The sequence below is a fragment of the Actinoplanes awajinensis subsp. mycoplanecinus genome (genome assembly GCF_001509495.1).
Classification (GTDB): domain Bacteria; phylum Actinomycetota; class Actinomycetes; order Mycobacteriales; family Micromonosporaceae; genus Actinoplanes; species Actinoplanes palleronii.
Genome location: NZ_LLZH01000291.1, coordinates 22,400 through 41,609, shown reverse-complemented (window position 1 = coordinate 41,609; position 19,210 = coordinate 22,400). Strand labels below are relative to the sequence as shown.

The following is a 19,210-nucleotide window of genomic DNA, read 5'->3' as shown; positions in this document are numbered from 1 at the left end:
GGATTCGCCCTGGCGGCGAACCGGCTGCCCCTGCCCTGCTTCGCAGGGAATCCGTTTCCTCTCCGGCCTGAAGGCCGGAGTATCCACGGAGGTATCCGATGACACCGGTGATCTACGAGATCGACACCTGGCCGTGGCTGGCCGGCCTGGGCAAGGGCGTCACCCTGGCCGACGTGCCGGGGCACGTCTGGGACGAGGTGGCCGCGCCGGGCCTGGACGCGGTGTGGCTGATGGGAGTGTGGGAGCGCAGCCCGGCCGGGCTCGCGGTGGCCCGGTCCAACGACGGCCTGCAGCGCAGCTTCCACGAGGCGCTGCCCGACCTGACCGCCGAGGACGTGGTCGGCTCGCCGTACTGCGTGCGGCAGTATCGGGTCGACGACCGGCTGGGCGGGCCGGACGGGCTCGCGGTGGCCCGCTCCGAGCTGCGCAAGCGTGGGCTGAGGCTGATCCTGGACTACGTGCCGAACCACGTCGCGCCGGATCACCCGGCGCTGGCCGAGCACCCGGACTGGTTCATCCAGGGCACGCCGGACGGGTTCCACGTCGGCGGCCGGGTGATCGCGCAGGGGCGGGACCCGTACTTCCCGCCGTGGCCGGACGTGGCGCAGCTGAACGCGTTCTCGCCGGGGATGCGGGCGGCCACCCTGGAGATGATGTCCGGGATCGCCGATCAGTGCGACGGCATCCGCTGCGACATGGCGATGCTGCTGATCAACGAGATCTTCGCGCGCACCTGGGGTCACCTGGCCGGCCCGGCGCCGGCCGAGGAGTTCTGGCCGCAGGTGACCGGGGCCCTGCGGGAACGGCACCCCGGGCTGGTGCTGATCGCCGAGGCGTACTGGGACACCGAGTGGATGCTGCAGCAGCAGGGCTTCGACCATTGTTACGACAAGCGGCTCTACGACCGGCTGGTGCACGAGGACGCCGGCTCGGTGAGCAAGCACCTCTCCGCGGACCTGGCGTATCAGAACGGCCTGATCCGGTTCCTGGAGAACCACGACGAGCCGCGGGCCGCGGCCACCCTGCCCGGTGGGCGGGAACGGGCCGCCGCGGTCGCGATCGCCACCCTGCCCGGCGCGACGCTCTGGCACGACGGCGAGTTCGAGGGGCGCCGCGTCCACCTGCCGGTCTTCCTGGCCCGGTTCCCCGACGAACCGGTCGACGCGGGCCTGCGCGACTTCCACCGCACGCTGCTGCGCGTCGCGGCGTCCGTCCGGCGGGGGGAGTGGCGGCTGCTCGGCACCGAGGGCTGGCCGGACAACCAGACCCACCAGGACCTGCTGGCCTGGTCCTGGTCCGGGCACCTGGTGGTGATCAACCTGTCCGACCATCCGTCCCAGGGCCGGGTCGAGCTGGACCGGCCGGACCTGGCCGGCCGGGCCTGGCGGCTCACCGACCAGCTGGACGGCCGGGTGTTCGAACGCGGCGGCAGCGACCTGGCCGAGAACGGGCTCTACGTCGACCTGCCGCCCTGGGGAACACATGTTCTTACCCTGGAGTGACCAGGTTGGTACCGAACGTCACGGACTATCCGATCCGGACGATGCGCCGGGGTGCTAGCGCCGGAAGTCTGAACGAGGAGATCGGACGGGGTCGGCCTCGGAGGTGACAAAGGTGTCCATCGAAGTGATCGTGGATCCACCCGGCACTGCCGGATGCGATGGGGAAGGCTCTCTGCTCGCCTCGAAGTTCACGGTGCCGGCCGCTCCACCGTTCATGGTGGCCCGGCCGGCGCTGCTGGACCGGCTGAGTGACGGGGTCCGCGGCCCGGTCACCCTGGTCACCGGTCTGGCCGGCAGCGGCAAGACCCAGCTGTTGGCGTCCTGGGTGCGTGCCCGGGTGGTGGACTGGCCGATTGCCTGGATCACCTGCGAGAGCGGTGACGAGCCGGCCGCGACGTTCTGGTCGTACGTGCTGGAGGGGTTGCGCCGCGCCGGGGTGCCGGTGCCGGTGCCGGCCGTGCCCGGCGCCGCGGCCGGCCGGACGATCCTGGCCCGGCTCGCCGCGGCGATCGACCGGCAGCACACCCCGGTGGTGCTGGTCCTGGACGGCGCGGCCCAGCTGCCCGGCCGGGACTGGGCGAGCGGCCTGGAGTTCCTGCTCGAGCAATCCCGCGGGCTGCGCGTGGTGCTGGCCGGCCGGTGGGACCCGCCGCTCCCGCTCTACCGCTACCGGCTGGCCGGGCAGATGCGCGAGGTGCGCGCCGCGGACCTGGCGTTCACCGCCGACGAGACGGCCCGGCTGATGGAGTTGCACGGTGTGCCGCTGGCCGATACCGACCTGTCCGCGCTGCTGGAACACACCGAGGGCTGGGCGGCCGGCATCCGGCTCTGCGCCTGCGCGATGCAGGGCAGCGCCGACGTCACCCGGATGGTCACCACGATCTCCGGCGACGAGTCGACGATCGCCGAGTACTTCATCGGCGAGGTGCTGCGGACCCAGCCGCCCGACATCCGGCGCTTCCTGCTGGAGACCAGCCTGCTGGACCCGTTCTCCGCCGACCTCGCGGCCGCGGTCACCGGCCGGCCCGACGCGGCCCGGCTGCTCGCCGTGCTGACCCGGCGGAACGCGTTCATCCAGCCGGTCGGTGACGGCACCGATTTGTTCCGGTACCACCGGCTCTTCGCCGAGCTGCTGCGTGCCCAGCTCGCCTGGGCCGAACCGGACCGGGTGGCGGCGCTGCACCAGCGGGCCGCCGCCTGGCTGGCCCGCAACGGCCGGCTCGCCGACGCGGTCGGGCACGCGGTCATCGCGGCCGACTGGGGCACCGCCGCGTCCATGGTGATCGAGGACTTCGCGGTCGGCCGGCTGATCGTCGAGGGCAGTGCCGGACGGCTCGGCACCCTGCTCGCCGGGCTGCCCGACCACCTCGACCTGCCCGAGGTGGTGGTGGTGCGCGCGGCGCTGGCCTACGGCGACGGCCGGGTGGACGAGGCCCGGGAGCTGTTCAGCTACGCCGGCAACCTGCTCGCGATCCAGGGCAGCGACTGCGGCGAGGGGCTCACCCTCACCTGTTTCCTGATGCGGCTGCTGCTGCTGGCCGGCGGCCCCGAGCCGGAGCAGGTCGAGGAGCTGGCGCCGGTCGCCGACGCCTTCCTGTCCGTGGTCCCGGCCCGCAAGCTGGCCCGGCACCCCGAGCTGCGGGCGCTGCTGCTGGCCGCCGAGGGCGCGGCGCGCAGCGCGTGCGGCGACGTGGACACCGCCGTGCAGGTGCTGACCGAGGCCGCGGCGGTGGCGCCGGCCGGCTGCGAGTCGCTCAAGGTGGACTGCCTGCGCACGGTCGCGGCGCTGGAGGCGTACCGGGGGCGGCTGAGCCGTGCGGACAGCGCGGCCCGGCAGGCGCTCGACCTGGCCGCGCAGTGCGGCCCGGACGCCGGGCACTGGCCGGTGGCCGCCGAGGTGGCGCTCGCCTGGGTGGCCCTGGAGCGGTACGACATCGAGTCCGCCGACCGTCACCTGCGCACCGCCCGGCTGGGCGACGACCCGCTCGCCGTCGCCGTGCACGCCGTGGTCAAGTCCCGCCGCCTACAGGTGCGCGGTGAGCTGCGCGGCGCCCTGAACGCGCTCACCTCGATCCCCGGCGCGCCCCGCTGGCTGCGCCGGGAGATCGACCTGTCCCGGGCCCGGCTGCTGATCACCGCCGGTCAGGTGGACACCGCGGCCGAGGTGCTCGCCGGATACCCGGTGCCCCGCACCCCGGACGTGGCGGTCCTGGACGCCGCGATCTGGATGGCCCGCGGCGACCCGGCCCGGGCGCACGAGGTGGCCCGGACGGTCGCCGACGCGTCCGGTGTGTCCGCTCCGGTGTCCCTGGACGCCTGGCTGCTGCTGGCGATGCTGGCGGCGAGCGAGGACGACGCGCCCGGCGCCCGGGAGGCGCTGCGCCGGGCGTTGCGGGTGGCCGGGCCGGAGAACGTCCGGCGGCCGGTGCACCAGGTGTGGGGCGTGCTGCGGCGGGTGCTGCGCGACGACGAGAAACTGGCCGCGCTGGGCAGTGCCGGCCCGGCACAGGCGGTCGCCGAGCCGGTGGTGGTCGAGGCGCTGAGCAAGCGCGAGCTGGACGTGCTGCGGGGGATGGCCGAGATGCTGCCGACCGAGGAGATCGCCGCCTCGATGTTCGTCTCGGTCAACACGGTGAAGACCCACGTCCGCAGCATCCTGCGGAAGCTGTCCGCCTCCCGCCGCAACGAGGCGGTCCGCCGGGCCCGCTCGCTCAAGCTGATCTAAATCCGACCCTGGTGGAGGGCCGGCCCTGATCGAGGGCCGGCCCTCGATCTAGGGGCGGTGGCGGCGGACCTCGCTGCCGTGTGCGGTCAGGGCGTAGATGACCAGGATGTCCATGCTGATCAGGATGGTGCACCAGACCGGCGAGGCGGCCAGGAACAGCAGGTGCAGCAGGGCACCGAGGAAGGTGATCAGCACGCCGAGGATCCGGCCCCAGAGCCGGCCGAGCAGCACGCCGGCCCCGGCGGTCAGCGAGAGCAGGCCGAACAGCAGGTGTGTCCAGCCCCAGACCTGGTAGTCCATCTCCAGTAACAGGCCGTCCGAGGTGACCAGGTAGAACCGCTCGTGATAGAGCGCCACGGCGCCCTCGATGCCCTGGAACAGGCCCAGGGTCAGCAGCATGATGCCGCCGAACACCACCAGGCCCACCCAGCCGGTGACCGGCGGGGCGGGTGACGTGGCGCCGGACGGTCGTTCGCTCGCATAGCTGGTCGACATGCCACCAGGAAACGGCGGAACGGGCGGTGCCGCCTCGTGCGCCAGGGGTGAAAGCCCGGCGTGCGTTCTTCGATACTTGCGAATACCGATGGTTGCTGCCCGCGTACTTTCTGTGATTCGGTGTCCGGGTGACACATGCCGGTGCATCACTTTTTGTCAGCGATCTGCTCGGGGGCGGGGGGAATTGCTGGGGAAAAGAGGGATTCATCTTCACTCTGCGTGATGGTCACTGTCGGGGGTTCAGGACGACGAGCAGGTACCACGGGGGTGTCCGTTCGCGCCGGATCGCCGCCGTGCCCACGCCTGCCAGGGGTAGGGGGCGACACATGCGCGACCACGTGGGCAGCGGCCCGCCGGCGGCGACCGACCGGGCGGGCCGGCCGAGGCTGCCGCAGGGAGTGATCTGGCGGGACCGGCTGATCCGGGCGCTGGACGCCGGAACCCGCCGTCCGGCGACGCTGATCTGCGCCGGGACCGGCTGGGGCAAGACCGCACTGGTCTCGGCCTGGGCCGGGGCCCGCGGGCACGCCGGCCCGATCGCCTGGCTCACCCTCGGGCCGGAGCACAACCGTCCGCACGTCTTCTGGTCGGATCTGCTGCTGGCCCTGCACACCGGAGGCGCGATCCGGGACGGCCACCGGCCACCGGACCGCGGCCCGGCCCTCGCCGTGGACGCGCTGGCCTTCCTGCGCCGGATCGGCTCCGGGCCGGCCGTCGCACCGGGCCCGCTGGTCGTGGTCCTCGACGACCTGCAGCAGGTCACCGACCCGCGAGTGCTGGACGCCCTGGCCGGGCTGCTGCGCCGCCCGCCGGCCCGGCTGCACCTGGTCCTGATCACCCGGGCCGAACCGGAGCTGCCGCTGCACCGGCTCCGCGCGGCCGGCGACCTGACCGAGATCCGGGACCACGACCTGGCGTTCCGCGTCGAGGAGGCCGCCGAGCTGGCCGCACAGACCGGGCGGCACCCGGACATGCCGATCGACGAGCTGGCGGTCCTGGTCCGGGCCACCGAGGGCTGGGGCGCCGGCCTGCGCCTGGCACTGGACGCCCCGGCCGGCGTCGGCCCGGACGAGGCGGCCTCCGACTACCTGGTGCGCGAGGTGCTCGACGGGCTACCTCCGGACCTCCGCGAGTTCCTGCTGCACATCAGCCTGCCGGACCGGATCTCCGGCGGCCTCGCCGAGGCGCTCACCGGCCGGCAGCACGGCCGGCAGCTGCTGGAACAGCTGGAACGGTCCCACCTGATGATCGAGGCGGTGGGCGGCGGCGGCTGGTTCCGGTTCCACCGGCAGTTCCGGGCGGCGCTGCGGCAGCGCCTCGCCGAGGAGCGCGCGGACGTGCCACCCCGGCTGCACCTGCTGGCGGCGCAGTGGCACGCCCGGGCGGGCAGCCCGCTCGCCGCGCTCAGCCACGCCGCGGCGGCCGCCGACTGGGAGCTGGTCGGCCGGCTGGTGGTGGACCACGGGATGCCGCTGTTCGCCTCGGCGGACCGGGCCGAGCTGGTCGCGCTGCTCCAGCGCATCCCGGTGGACCGCCTGACCCGCAGCGCCCCCCTCGCGGTCTGCGCGGCGCTGCTGACCTACGCGCTCGGCGACGTGGCCGGCCTGGCGTCCCAGCTCGACCGGGTCCGGGCGCTGCTGCCCGAGCTGGGCGACGGCTACCGCGCGGTGATCGAGCTGGCGCTGCGGACGATCGAGGCCGGCATCGTGACCCGCTGGCAGGGCGACATGCCCCGGCTGGTCCAGGCCACCACCGAGATCCTCGCCGCGCTGGCCCGGCTGCGCTGGGACCAGGTGCCGGCCATGCCGCAGTACCGGGCGATCACGCTGCTCAACAAGGGCATCGGGCTGCTCTGGTCGGACCGGCTGGACCACGCCGACCGCTACCTGTGGGCGGCCGCCACCACGGCGCGGGCGTCCGGGGCGCCGCTGCTCGAGGTCAGCGCGCTCGGCCACCTCGCGTGGCTCGGCATCATGCGGGGTTCGCTGAGCGCGGCCGAGGAACATGCCACCGCCGCCCTGGATGTGGCCCGCCGGATCGAGGCCGGTGACCGATCCGCGGCCGCCGTGGCGTACCTGGCCCGGGCGGTGATCGAGGTGCAGCAGGGCGGTGACGTCGAGGCCGAGGCGACCCTGCGCAAGGCCCTGCACGCCTCCGGTGACCAGCCGGAGGCCGCGGTCAGCCTGCTGTCCGGCGCGGTGCGGACCTACCTGCTGGTCGGCCGGGGAGAGCCGCACAGCGCGCAGGCCGTCCTCAGCCGGCTGGCCGGCGAGGCCGGGCCGCGGCTCGACGCTCCGCTGCTGCGGCGCGTCGTCGACCTGGCACAGAGCGAGATCGACCTGATGCTGGACGACCCGGTGCCGGTGCTCACCCGCTACGCCCGGCGGCGCGACCTGTACCCGGGCGAGCAGGTGCGGCTGGCGCAGGCGTACCGGGCGACCGGGCGGGCGGCGGAGGCGGACCAGGTGCTGGCCGTGGTGCGGACCGGCCCGGACCGGCTCAACGCGGTCTCCGCGTGGCTGCTGACCGCGCTGGCGGCCGACGCGCAGGGCCGGGGCGGCCAGGCCGGCGAGGCGCTGACCCGGGCACTCTCGGCAGCCGAGCCGGAACGGATCCGGCGGCCGTTCCGGCACTTCGACGCGGACCGGGTGCTCGCGCTGGCCGAGCGGCAGCAGTGGCTGACCGAACCGCGGGGCCCGTCCGGCGACAGTGTCCTCGCCGAGATCACCGGGGAGATCCCGGTGGCCGGCGCCGGGCAGTCGGCCGGGCCGCTCAGCGAGCGGGAGATCGACGTGCTGCAGTACCTGCCGACCGTGCTGACCGCGGCGGAGATCGCCGAGAACCTCGGGATCTCGGTCAACACGGTGAAGGCGCACATGCGCTCGATCTATCGCAAGCTGGGCGCCGGACGCCGCCGGGAAGCCGTGGTCACGGCCCGTCAGCTGGGCCTGCTGTGAGCTCACCCCGGCCTGCGGTGATCATGCCGCCGATCACCGCGGACAGCAGCAGGCAGAAGGACAGCACGTAGAGCCAGCCGATGAAGGTGAACGCCAGCCCGATCGTGCCGTACTTGTCGGTGCTGGACTGCAGCGCCCGGGGCAGGTAGATCGCCCCGGCGCCGCGCACCGCGATCATCAGCAGGGCGAACACCACGCCGCCGGCCAGCAACGGCCCGCGCGGCGCCCGCCCGCCGAGGAGCAGCCACGGCAGCAGGATCGCCAGCGCGCCGTCCGCGATCACCGCGACCAGCACACCGGACGCCCGCGGGGCCGGCAGCAGCGAGGCCAGCCAGGCCAGGAAACGGGCCGACAGCAGCAGCGCGACCAGGGCCACCACCGCGCCGACCTGCCGGCCGGTCGCCGCCACCCCGGTCGGTTTGCGGTGCACGCCCCACACCGCCTGGTAGGAGCGGACCAGCGCCCGGCTCAGCCCGGTCGCGGAGAGGATCACGATCAGGCACCCGACCACGCCGAACGCGCTGCTGCGGCTGCCGCTCAGCGCCGCCTGCAGCAGCCGCTCACTGGCGTCCGGCAGCCGGAGCAGGTCGGTGAGCTCGGCGCGGTGGGCCGGCCCGAGCAGCGCCGCCAGCATGATCAGCAGCGGGAAGATCGAGGTGAAGGACTGCGCCGCGAGGGTCATCGCCCGATCGAAGATCTGCACCCGGACCAGCTCGCCGAGGCCGTGCAGCACCAGCGCGCCGAGCCGGCTGCCGAGCACCAGCGCCGCGCGCGGCCGCAGCCCGTGCGGCACCCGCTCCATCCAGGCCGGCTCCGGCATCGCGGTCACCTCCGGGCTCACTGTCGCCGGTCCGCCGCCGGGCCGACCCATCCCGGGTGGGTGAAACCGCCGGGGGTACGACCGGAGCACCCGCCCCGCGTTCATCCCGCCGGTGTGAGGCCGGCCCGCCCGCCGGGCGGCAGGCTGTCGACATGCGGGTCACGGCGCAACTGGGCACGGTGGCGCTGGGTGCGGTGGCGCTCGGGTTCACGGTGGCCGTGCTCCCCGGGATCAGTGCGGAGAACGGCCTCGCGGTGCTGACGGCGGCGATCCTGGTCGGGTTGCTCGGCGCGGTGCTGCGGCCGGCGCTGGTGAAGCTGCTCGCGGCGACCGGCTGGGCCGGTGTCGTGGCCGGCTGGCTGGTCAGCCAGGCGTTGCTGGTCTACGCCGCGCTGGAGCTCACCCCCGGGGTGCACGTGGACGGGTTCGCCAGCGCGTTCGGCGCGGCCTGGCTGGGTGCGGCGGTGATGAGCGCGGGGCTCTGGGTGGTCACGGCGGGACAAGACGGTGTGGTCACCCAGCACCTGCTCCGGGTCAACCGGCGATTCCGGCGCAGCGTGCCCCGGACCACCACCCCCGGCGTGATGATCATCCAGGTCGACGGGTTGTCCGCGCCGCTGGCCCGGTGGGCGATCGAGGCCGGGAACCTGCCGACGCTGGGCCGCTGGCTCGGCGCGGGCAGTCACCTGCTGGCCGAGTGGCACGCCCAGCTGCCGGCCACCACACCGGCCAGCCAGGCCGGGCTGCTGCACGGCGCCAGCGACCGGGTCCCGGCGTTCCGCTGGTACGAGAAGACGTCCGGCCGGATGATCGTCACGAACCGGCCCCGGGACGCCGCGCTCGTCGAGTCCCGCTGCTCGGACGGGCACGGGCTGCTCGCCGACGGCGGGGTCAGCGTCAGCAACGTGTTCTCCGGCGACGCGCCCACCTCGCTGCTGACCATGAGCACCGCGCGCCGCGCCGCCGCCGGCCCGGCCCGGTACGTGAGCGCCTACCTGCTCGACCCGTTCGGGCTCACCCGCTCGCTGGTGCTGACCGTCGGCGAGATCGTCAAGGAGCTGCACCAGGCCCGCCGGCAGCGGCTGCGCCGGGTGCTGCCGCGGATGCGCCGCGCCTGGTCGTACGTGCTGTTGCGGGGTGCGACGAACGTGCTGCTGCGGCACCTGAACCTGGCCGTGCTCGCCGAGCAGATGATGCGCGGGGCGCCCGTGGTGTACTGCGACTTCGTCGACTACGACGAGATCGCCCACCACGCCGGCCCGGCCCGGCCGGAGGCCCTCGCGGCGCTGGAGGGCATCGACGCGGTGCTGGCCGTCCTGGCCGGGATCGCCGAGGCGGCGCCCCGGCCGTACCAGTTCGTGGTGCTCTCCGATCACGGGCAGAGCCAGGGCGCGACGTTCGCGCAGCGCTACGGGATCCGGCTGGAGGACCTGGTCGCCGGGCTGACCACGGCGGGGGCGGTCGTCGCGCCCGCGGAGGACGAGCAGGCCGGCCGGGCCCGGGCGCTGCGGGCCGGGCTCACCCGTACCGTGAAGAACGACGCGGACCCGGCGGCGGACCGGCCGCAGATCGTGGTCGCGGCCTCGGGGAATCTCGCCCTGATCTATTTCGCCCGGCGCGCCGGCCGGGTCAGCCTCGAGGAGATCGAGCAGGAACACCCGGCGTTGCTGCCCGGCCTGACCGGGCATCCCGGGATCGGCTGGGTGCTGGTCCGCTCCCGGCGCTGGGGCCCGATCGTTCTCGGACCGGCCGGCCGCCGGCGCCTCGCCGACGACCGGGTCGACGGGGTGGATCCGCTGCTCGGCTTCGGCCCGCACGCCGCCGCCGACCTGCGCCGGCACGACAGCCTCGCGCACACCGGCGACCTGGTGGTGAACAGCCTCTGGGATCCGGTCAGCGGGCAGGTCGCGGCGTTCGAGGACCTGATCGGCTGCCACGGCGGGATGGGCGGGGCCCAGGACCGGCCGGTGCTGATCCACCCCCGCGACTGGGAGCCGCCGGGCGCGCTGAACTCCGCCGACGAGGTGCATCACTACCTGCGCGGATGCCTCGCGAAGCTCATCCCGCCGGGGTGAGCCCGCCGGCCCGGAACCCGGTGACGATGGCCCGCATCGACACCGGAAGGAGCCGTCCATGTGCCGCTGGCTGGCCTACTCGGGCACGCCGATCCGCCTGGAGGAGCTGCTCTACAAGCCGCAATATTCGCTCATCGACCAGAGCCTGCACTCCCGGCTCGGCGTGGAGACCACCAACGGCGACGGGTTCGGGGTGGGCTGGTACCCGGTCGACGGGCCGCCCGCCCCCGCGCTGTTCCGCGGGACCGGGCCGGCCTGGAACGACGCGAACCTGCGCGAGATCGCCGGGTCCATCTCGTCGCCGCTGTTCCTGGCGCACATCCGGGCCAGCACCGGCACCGCGGTGCAGCAGACCAACTGCCACCCGTTCCGGCACGAGAACTGGTTGTGGGTGCACAACGGATCGATCCGTGAGTTCAGCACGCTCAAACGGGACCTGACACTCGCCGTCGACCCGCGGCTCTACCCGTCGCTGGCCGGCTCTACCGACTCCGAGGTGATGTTCCACCTGGCGCTGACGTACGGCCTGCGGGACCGCCCGGTGGCCGCGGTGGAACGGATGGCCGGGCTGGTCGAGGCGGTGGGCCGCGCGCACGGGGTCGCCGATCCGCTGCAGATGACCGTGGCCACCACCGACGGTGACCGGATCTGGTGCTTCCGGTACTCCAGCGAGGGCCACAGCCGGTCGCTGTACTTCAGCACCGAGACCACCGCGCTGCAGGCGCTCTACCCGGAGAACCGGCAGCTCCGCGCGCTCTCCGAGGAGACCCGGCTGGTGGTCTCCGAGCCGCTGGGCGACCTCGAGGGCGCCTGGCAGCCGGTGCCGGAGTCGAGCTACGGCGTGATCCAGAAGGGCGCCGACGAGATGGGCCGGTTCACGCCGGCCGCGCCCTGAGTCATCCCCGCGGAAGGATGCCCCGCCCGGCAGACCCGGGCGAGGCTGCCCGCAGACCGAACGGAGGGCCCGATGAACCGGAGCCTCGGACTGCCCCAGGCGACCGCCCTGATCCTCGGCACCATCATCGGTGTCGGCATCTTCAACCTGCCGTATTCGCTGTCCGGGATCGGGCCGATCAGCATCGTCGCGATGGGGCTGACCACGCTCGGTGCGCTCGCGCTCGCCGTGATGTTCGCGGTGCTCTCCCGGCGACTGCCCGCCGACGGCGGCCCGTACGCCTACGCCCGTGCCGCGTTCGGCAACACCGTCGGGTTCGTCAACGCCTGGTCGTACTGGATCACCGCGTGGGCCGGTAACGCGGCGATCGTCACCGGCTGGGTCTTCTACGTCGAGCACTTCGTCAACAAGGACTCGGTGACCGGCTGGTCCATCGTGATCGCCCTGATCGGCCTCTGGATCCCGGCGCTGATCAACCTGACCGGTGTGAAGAACATGGGCGCGGTGCAGCTCTGGACCACCGTCGTCAAGTTCATCCCGCTGCTGATCATGTCCACGGTCGGGCTGTTCTTCATCAGCACCGCGAACTACCAGCCGGCCAACGTCAGCGGCGACAACGACTGGCAGGCGATCGGCAGCGCGATGGCCATCTGCCTGTTCAGCTACCTCGGCGTGGAGTGCGCCGCGGTGGCCGCCGCGAAGGTCCGCGACCCGGCCCGCAACGTGCCCCGGGCCACCGTGCTCGGCACGATCGGCGCCGCGGTGGTGTACCTGCTCTCGATGATCGCGGTCTTCGGCATCGTGCCGACCACCACCCTCGCCGAGGACCAGGCGTCCTACTCGGTGGCGGCGAACACGATCGCCGGCGGCGGGACCTGGGCCGGCGACCTGACCGCCCTCGCGGTGATCGTGTCCGGGCTCGGCGCGCTCAACGGCTGGACCATGATCTGCGCGGAGATGCCGCTGGCCGCCGCGAAGGACGGGGTGTTCCCGGCGATCTTCGGCAAGCTGTCCGCCCGCGGTGTGCCGACCGCCGGGATCCTGTCGTCGACCGTGTTCGGCAGCCTGGCCATGACGGTCAGCTACATGGGCGCCAGCGGTGCCACGGTGTTCAACACCCTGGTGCTGATGACCGGGATCACCGCGGCCATCCCGTACGCGTTCTCTGCCCTCGCCCAGCTCAAGTGGCGCCTGCAGGACCGCCGGCTGGGCAACCGCGCCCAGTTCGTCCGGGACTCCACGATCGCTCTGCTCAGCCTGATCTTCTCGATCCTGTTCGTCTGGTACTCGCGCAACACCGGCCACGACGACTGGTACGTCGTCTGGGGCCCGTTCCTGATGGCCGGCGCCGCGTTCCTGCTCGGCGTGCCGGTCTACCTCGCCACCCGCAACCGGATGACGGCGCCGCCGCCGGTCCCCACCTACGAGTGATCACCAGGGAGATCACCATGAGTTTCCACGTGGATTCCGAGACCGGCCGGCTGCGGCAGGTGATCCTGCACCGCCCCGGCGTCGAACTGAGCCGGCTCACCCCGGACAACGTCAAGGACCTGCTGTTCGACGACATCCTCTGGGCCCGGCGGGCCCGGGAGGAGCACGACGCGTTCGCCGAGGTGCTGCGCGAGCGCGGGATCGAGGTGCACTACTTCGCGAAGCTGCTCGCCGACGTGCTGGACATCCCGCACGCCCGCACCTGGGTGCTGGACCGGATCATCACCGACGACACGGTCGGTCCCACCCTGGTCGGGCCGCTGCGCCGGCTCGCCGAGCAGGCCGAGAGCGCCAAGCTCGCCGACTACCTGATCGGCGGGGTGCTCAAACAGGAGCTGGCCGGCTTCACCGTGAACAGCCTGCGCTGGGAGCTGATGGGCGCCGACGACTTCGTGCTCACCCCGCTGCCCAACCACCTGTTCCAGCGGGACAACTCGGCCTGGATCTACGGCGGGGTCAGCGTCAACCCGATGGCGATGCCGGCCCGGCACCGCGAGTCGGTGCACAGCTCGGCGATCTACCGGTTCCACCCGATGTTCACCCTCGCCGACTTCGACATGTGGTACGGCGCCGACGACCTGCCGCACCAGCCGGCCACCCTGGAGGGCGGCGACATCCACGTGCTCGGCAACGGCGCCGTGATGATCGGGCTGGGCGAGCGGTCCACCGCGATGGGCGTGGAGAACCTGGCCCGCAACCTGTTCCAGGCCGGCGCGGCGACCAAGGTGATCGCCATCGAGCTGCCGCACTCGCACGCCATGATGCACCTCGACACGGTGATGACCATGATCGCCCGGGACACCTTCGTGATGTACCCGTACCTGCAGGGCGCCCTGCGGTCCTGGACCGTGCTGCCCGCCGACGACCCGGACGGGCTGGAGGTGGTCGGCAACGACGACCTGTTCGCCACGATCGCCGAGACCCTGGGCATCGACAAGATCCAGGTGCTGGAGACCAACGAGGACGTCCGGGCCGCCCAGCGCGAGCAGTGGGACGACGGCAACAACTTCCTGGCGGTCGAGCCGGGCGTGATCGTCGGCTACGAGCGCAACGTCACCACCAACACGTTCCTGCGCCGGCACGGCATCGAGGTGATCACCATCGCCGGCGGCGAGCTGGGCCGCGGCCGTGGCGGGCCGCGCTGCATGACCTGCCCGATCGAACGCGACGCCTGATCCTTCGTCGAAAGGCCCGACCATGTCCGTGAACCTGCGCAACCGCAGCTTCCTCAAGGAACTCGACTTCACCCCGGACGAATGGCGCTTCCTGCTGCGGCTCGCCGCCCAGCTCAAGGCCGCCAAGTACACCGGTACCGAGGTGCCCCGGCTGACCGGGAAGAACATCGCGGTGATCTTCGAGAAGACCTCCACCCGGACCCGGTGCGCGTTCGAGGTGGCCGCACACGACCAGGGCGCGCACGTCACGTTCCTGGACCCGGTCAGCACCCAGCTCGGCCACAAGGAATCGATCGCGGACACCGCCAGGGTGCTCGGCCGCTTCTACGACGCCCTCGAGTACCGCGGCTTCGGCCAGGAGGGCGTGGAGACCCTGTCCCGCTACGCCGGCGTGCCGGTGTGGAACGGCCTCACCGACGAGTGGCACCCCACCCAGACCCTCTGCGACCTGCTCACCATGCGCGAGCACACGGTCAAGCACGACAACGAGATCACGTTCGCGTTCCTCGGCGACGCGCACAACAACGTGGGCAACTCGCTGCTGGTGGGCGGCGCGATGATGGGGATGGACGTGCGGATGGTCGCACCGCAGTCGCGGTGGAACCCCGACGAGGTGATCAAGGCGGCGCGGGCGATCGCGGAGACCACCGGTGCCCGGATCACCCACACCGAGGACGTCGGCGAGGGGGTGCGCGACGCGGACTTCCTCTACACCGACGTGTGGCTGTCGATGGGTGAGCCGAAACAGGCGTGGGACGAGCGGATCGGGTTGCTCAAGCCGTACCAGATCAACAGGGGCGTGGTGCAGGCCACCGGGAACCCCGCGGTGAAGGTGATGCACTGCCTGCCGGCGTTCCACGACCGGCGGACCAAGGTCGGCGAGGAGATCTTCGAGCACACCGGCCTGGACGCGCTGGAGATCACCGACGACGTGTTCGAGTCGCCGTACTCGATCGTCTTCGACCAGGCCGAGAACCGGATGCACACCATCAAGGCGATCATGGTCGCCACGCTGGGGGCCTGACCGATGCGCATGGTCATCGCGATCGGGGGCAACGCGCTGCTGGAACGCGGTCAGCGGCCGGACGCCGCGGTGCAGCGCGCCAACGCGGTCCGCGCGGTCGAGGCGCTCGCTCCGCTCGCCGGCGATCACGAGATCGTCATCACGCACGGCAACGGGCCGCAGGTCGGGATGCTCGCCCTGGAGTCGGCGGCCGACCCGGCGCTGCAGGTGCCGTACCCGTTCGACGTGCTCGGCGCGCAGACCCAGGGCATGATCGGCTACTGGCTGCTGCAGGCGTTGCAGAACGCGCTGCCCGGCCGGCAGGTCGCCGCGATCCTGGATCAGACCCTGGTCTCCGCGGCCGACCCGGCCTTCGGCAGCCCGGCCAAGTTCGTCGGGCCGGTCTACGACGAGCAGACCGGCAAACGGCTGGCCGCCGAGCGCGGCTGGACGGTCGCCGCCGACGGCCCGCAGTGGCGGCGGGTGGTGCCGTCGCCACAGCCACAGCGGATCGTGGAGACCCGGATCATCCGGTCGCTGCTGTTCGAGGGCACGGTCGTGGTCTGCGCCGGCGGCGGCGGGATCCCGGTGATCCGTGACCAGGACGGGCAGCTGCGCGGCGTCGAGGCCGTCGTCGACAAGGACCTGGCCACCGCGGTGCTCGCCGAGTCCCTCGACGCCGACGCGCTGCTGCTGCTCACCGACGTGCCGGCGGTCCAGCGCGGCTTCGGCGGCCCGCAGCCGTCGCCGATCGCCCGGGCCACCCCCGCCGAGCTGCGGCGGGAACGGTTCCCGTCCGGCTCGATGGGTCCCAAGGTGGAGGCGGTCTGCCGGTTCGTCGAGCTGACCGGCGGGGTGGCCGCGATCGGCGCGCTCGACGACGCGGCGGCGATCCTGTCCGGCAAGGCCGGGACGGTGGTGACGCCGAGCGGAGAGGGCCTTCCGCCCCGGTGAACGCCTCCGTCGCGTCGGCCCGGCCCGGATCACCTCCGGCCGGGCCGGTGTCATGCTGACCGTCGCGCACGTCTCCGACCTGCACCTCGGCGCGCACGATCCGGACACGGTGCGGTCCCTGATCGCCGACGTGACCGCCGCGCGGCCGGTGCTGACCGTGGTCACCGGCGACGTGACGATGCGCGCCCGGGTGCGCGAGTTCCGCCAGGCCAGGACGGTGCTCGACCGGTTGCCGCAGCCGCTGCTGGTGGTTCTCGGCAACCATGACCTGCCGCTGATCAGCCCGCTGCGGGTGCTGTGGCCGTACGGTCGCTTCCGGACCTGGATCACCAGCGATCTGCAACCGGTGGTGCGGGTCCCGGGCCTGACCGCGGTGGGGCTGTCGTCGATGCCGCGCTGGCGGTGGAAGGACGGCCGGATCACCCGGCGCCAGGCGGCGCGGATCACCGGCACCTTCGGCGCCGCCGCGGAGCAGGACCTCCGGCTGGTCGCGCTGCACCATCCGCCGGGCAGTCTGGCCGGCCGGGGCCGGCTGCGGGAGGCGGTGCGCGAGGCAGGCGTCCACCTCCTGGTCGCCGGACACACCCACATTCCTGACGTACGACCGGAGCACGGCACCGTCGTGGTGGTCGCCGGCACCGCGACCAGCCATCGCACCCGCGGCACCGGTCAGTCGTGGAACCTGATCCGGATCAACTCCACCACGATCACCGTCTGCGAGCGGTATGCCACCGGCACCGGCTGGAGCACCGGCCGAGTGATCAAAGTCAGCCGCTAGCGGCCCCCGGCTGGCCGCGACATGCGCCGCAGTCCGGTCCAGTTGCGGTCCCCGGCTGGTCGTGAGGGGTGCCTCGGCACGCCGTTGGCACCCCTCACGACCAGCCAGACCCGCGCCGCGCACCGCAGTCCGTTCGGTAGCGGTTCCCGGCTGGTGCTCAGGGTTGTCTCCCGGCCGTTGAGACACCCCTGAGCGCCAGCCGGGGGCGGGAGGCGCGCCGCGGTCCGGAGGGGGCGCGGTGTCGCGTCGCCTCACGGGCGGGACTCGGCTCGTAGCCTGCGGGCGGGCGCTCCGTACTCGTACCGGATGAGGGTTTCAGTGGAGCGCGGTCTTGAGCAGGATCATGGCGGCGCCGAAGGTGCCGGCGACCAGGGTGGACACCAGGCGTTCCGCGGTGGTGAGGCGGCCGTCCGCGCCGATGCGCCAGCCGGCCACACAGAGCAGCAGCGTGCTCATGCACAGCGAGAGGATCTCCGCGGTGAGCAGGCGGGTGCCGGTGAGCCGGACCGCGATCAGGGTCAGCAGCGGCAGCACCGACGCGGTGACCAGCTCCCAGCCGGAGGTCAGCTGCTCGCGGACGGTGTGCCAGGCCGGTCGGTGACCCTCGTGGATGCGCTCGGCGACGATCCGGGCGTAGCGTTCCGCGGCCCAGTAGACGATCAGGGTGACCAGGACCGCGATGACGTCACGCCACGCCCGGTCGGCGTGCGCGGCGACCAGGACGGCGGCGCCGACGATGATGCCGTAGATGCCGGCGGCGGTCGCCTCGGCGGACTCGTGGGTGAGGCGGATGCGGCTGCCGGTCATGGGTCGAGCGTCGCCGGAACACCGGCCCGGATCGTCACCCCGCCAGGGTGAACCGGGCTCAGATCGCGGACAGCCCCAGCGAGACGGCGAAGCCGACGACCACGAACGGGCCGGTGAGCACACCATCCACCTCGTACGCCTCGGGCAGCAGCGTGTCGGAGAGCATGGCCAGCAGCGCGCCCGCCGCGAACGCCTGCGTCAGCGCGCCGGTGAACTCCCCCTGCGGATCGAGCAGGGCGTATCCGGCGGCCGCGGACAGCGCGGAGACCAGCACCACCGAGGACCACATCAGCAGCACCCGCCGTTGTGGCCAGCCCGCGGCGCGCAGCCCGCTGGACGACGCCATCCCCTCCGGCAGGTTGGAGAGCACCACGCCGGCCAACAGGGCCAGGCTGACCTGGCCCTGCAGCACGGTCAGGCCGAGCACGAACGACTCGGGGATGCCGTCCAGCACCGAGCCGAGCAGGATCGCCAGCGGTGAGCCGGTGGACTGGGCGCCCTCGGCGTCCTTGCGCTCGCCGCCGCCGCGCCGGCTCAGCAGCCAGTCACCGGCGGTGAAGACCGCCGCGCCGAGCAGGACGAACACACTGACCGCTGCGACCGTACGGGTCCGCAGCGCCTCGTCGATCAGCTCGAACGAGACCGAGCCGAGCAGCACGCCGGTGCCGAGGGCCATCACCGTGGCGATCACCCGCCGGCCGAGCCGGAACCGGTACGCCAGCAGCGCGCCCACCAGCAGAGCCGACGCGCTGACCAGGCCCCAGAAGAACGCCTCCGCCACGGTGCCGGCCCCTTCCCGGGCCGGCCCGCGCCGCCCCGGAACCACGGTGACGCGGCCGGTTCCCCGGCGAATCATCCGCGGCGAATGGCGACGCCCGGTGACGCCGGAACGGATTCTCGAGTCCGGGCGACGGCTGGGGGAGGAACCGCGAAATGATCGGTCGAGGGGCCGCCCGCCGGTTCGGCGGGGAGCGCAACGTGCTGCGCCGCACCACCGACCGGGTGGAGAGCCTGCTGGTGTTCGTGCTGGTGTTCACGTTCCTGGCCGGCGCGCCGCTGCTGGCCTGGCAGGCCGGGGAGGCCAGCTACCGCTCCGACGTGCGGGCCCGGGAGTGGGAACGCGACCACATCTTCCGGGTGGACGCGGTGCTGGCCGAGAACGCCGGCGCGTTCGGTCCGCAGGGGACCGCGTCCACCCTGCCGCTGGCCGCGCGGGCCACCTGGGCCGCGCCCAACGGTGCGCCGCGCGCCGGGATCGTGCAGGTCGACCCGGGCGCCCGCGCCGGCGGCCGGGTGCAGATCTGGGTGGACGAGACGGGTGAGCAACGGGCCGGGCCGGCCCGGCGGCGGCCGGTCTCCCAGGCGGTCCTGGTCGGTGCGGCGGTGGTGCTCTGCCTGGCCGCCGGGCTGACCGGCCTGCACCGGATCGGCCGGGCACTGCTGGACCGCGGGCGGGACCGGGCCTGGACCCGGGAGTGGCGCGAGGTCGGCCCGCGCTGGAGCGGCGACCGCCGGTGAAAGTCATGCGCCCCG

15 protein-coding genes are annotated in these 19,210 nt (G+C 73.2%); 11 read left to right on the top strand and 4 right to left on the bottom strand.

Annotated features, from left to right (window positions below; genetic code table 11):
* Window positions 1–98 precede the first annotated feature (98 nt).
* Both ADL15_RS32770 and ADL15_RS32765 read left to right on the top strand, forming a co-directional pair.
* Window positions 99–1,502: an alpha-amylase family protein gene (locus ADL15_RS32770; RefSeq protein WP_067699249.1), complete on the top strand. Its 1,404-nt coding sequence runs from the start codon at window positions 99–101 to the stop codon at window positions 1,500–1,502.
* A gap of 112 nt (window positions 1,503–1,614) precedes the next feature.
* Window positions 1,615–4,227 (top strand): LuxR C-terminal-related transcriptional regulator, encoded by a 2,613-nt coding sequence (locus tag ADL15_RS32765; RefSeq protein WP_067699248.1) that lies wholly within the window; start codon window positions 1,615–1,617, stop codon window positions 4,225–4,227.
* 48 nt (window positions 4,228–4,275) lie between these two features.
* Here ADL15_RS32765 and ADL15_RS32760 read toward each other — a convergent pair whose 3' ends face one another.
* Window positions 4,276–4,722, bottom strand: coding sequence for a DUF7144 family membrane protein (locus ADL15_RS32760; RefSeq protein ID WP_067699246.1), 447 nt, complete (start codon window positions 4,720–4,722; stop codon window positions 4,276–4,278).
* Window positions 4,723–5,048: 326 nt separating this feature from the next.
* Here ADL15_RS32760 and ADL15_RS32755 point away from each other — a divergent pair, with 326 nt between their 5' ends.
* Entirely contained in the window at window positions 5,049–7,679 is a 2,631-nt protein-coding gene (locus tag ADL15_RS32755; RefSeq protein WP_067699244.1) for a LuxR C-terminal-related transcriptional regulator, read from the top strand.
* On the opposite strand, the gene ADL15_RS32750 is transcribed toward ADL15_RS32755, so the two are convergent.
* Window positions 7,651–8,499, bottom strand: a complete 849-nt coding sequence (locus ADL15_RS32750; protein WP_157441738.1) for a YhjD/YihY/BrkB family envelope integrity protein — start codon at window positions 8,497–8,499, stop codon at window positions 7,651–7,653. The genes ADL15_RS32755 and ADL15_RS32750 overlap by 29 nt on opposite strands.
* Window positions 8,500–8,651: 152 nt before the next feature.
* On the opposite strand from ADL15_RS32750, the gene ADL15_RS32745 reads away from it, so the two are divergent.
* From ADL15_RS32745 to ADL15_RS32715, 7 genes are all read left to right on the top strand, one after another.
* Window positions 8,652–10,574: a phage holin family protein gene (locus ADL15_RS32745; RefSeq protein ID WP_067699240.1), complete on the top strand. Its 1,923-nt coding sequence runs from the start codon at window positions 8,652–8,654 to the stop codon at window positions 10,572–10,574.
* A 58-nt stretch (window positions 10,575–10,632) separates the two neighbouring features.
* A complete protein-coding gene (locus tag ADL15_RS32740; RefSeq protein WP_067699238.1) occupies window positions 10,633–11,469 on the top strand; it encodes a class II glutamine amidotransferase in 837 nt (278 codons plus the stop codon).
* A gap of 72 nt (window positions 11,470–11,541) precedes the next feature.
* Entirely contained in the window at window positions 11,542–12,900 is a 1,359-nt protein-coding gene (locus ADL15_RS32735) for an amino acid permease (RefSeq protein ID WP_067699236.1), read from the top strand.
* A gap of 17 nt (window positions 12,901–12,917) precedes the next feature.
* Window positions 12,918–14,135 (top strand): arginine deiminase, encoded by a 1,218-nt coding sequence (locus ADL15_RS32730; RefSeq protein ID WP_067699261.1) that lies wholly within the window; start codon window positions 12,918–12,920, stop codon window positions 14,133–14,135.
* A gap of 22 nt (window positions 14,136–14,157) precedes the next feature.
* Window positions 14,158–15,159: an ornithine carbamoyltransferase gene (argF, locus tag ADL15_RS32725; protein ID WP_067699234.1), complete on the top strand. Its 1,002-nt coding sequence runs from the start codon at window positions 14,158–14,160 to the stop codon at window positions 15,157–15,159.
* Window positions 15,160–15,162: 3 nt separating this feature from the next.
* Entirely contained in the window at window positions 15,163–16,092 is a 930-nt protein-coding gene (locus ADL15_RS32720) for a carbamate kinase (RefSeq protein WP_067699232.1), read from the top strand.
* A 52-nt stretch (window positions 16,093–16,144) separates the two neighbouring features.
* Window positions 16,145–16,870 (top strand): metallophosphoesterase family protein, encoded by a 726-nt coding sequence (locus ADL15_RS32715; RefSeq protein ID WP_067699230.1) that lies wholly within the window; start codon window positions 16,145–16,147, stop codon window positions 16,868–16,870.
* A 315-nt stretch (window positions 16,871–17,185) separates the two neighbouring features.
* Here the strand turns inward: ADL15_RS32715 and ADL15_RS32710 are convergent, their stop codons facing one another.
* Together ADL15_RS32710 and ADL15_RS32705 are read right to left on the bottom strand one after the other, a co-directional pair.
* Window positions 17,186–17,677 carry a hypothetical protein gene (locus ADL15_RS32710; RefSeq protein WP_067699228.1) on the bottom strand — a complete coding sequence of 164 codons (492 nt, stop codon included), beginning with the start codon at window positions 17,675–17,677 and terminating at the stop codon, window positions 17,186–17,188.
* Window positions 17,678–17,735: 58 nt separating this feature from the next.
* Complete coding sequence (locus ADL15_RS32705) at window positions 17,736–18,458, bottom strand: ZIP family metal transporter (protein WP_067699259.1); 723 nt, start codon at window positions 18,456–18,458, stop codon at window positions 17,736–17,738.
* 152 nt (window positions 18,459–18,610) lie between these two features.
* Between ADL15_RS32705 and ADL15_RS32700 the strand changes: the two genes are divergently transcribed.
* Window positions 18,611–19,195, top strand: a complete 585-nt coding sequence (locus ADL15_RS32700) for an Rv1733c family protein (RefSeq protein ID WP_067699226.1) — start codon at window positions 18,611–18,613, stop codon at window positions 19,193–19,195.
* Window positions 19,196–19,210 lie beyond the last annotated feature (15 nt).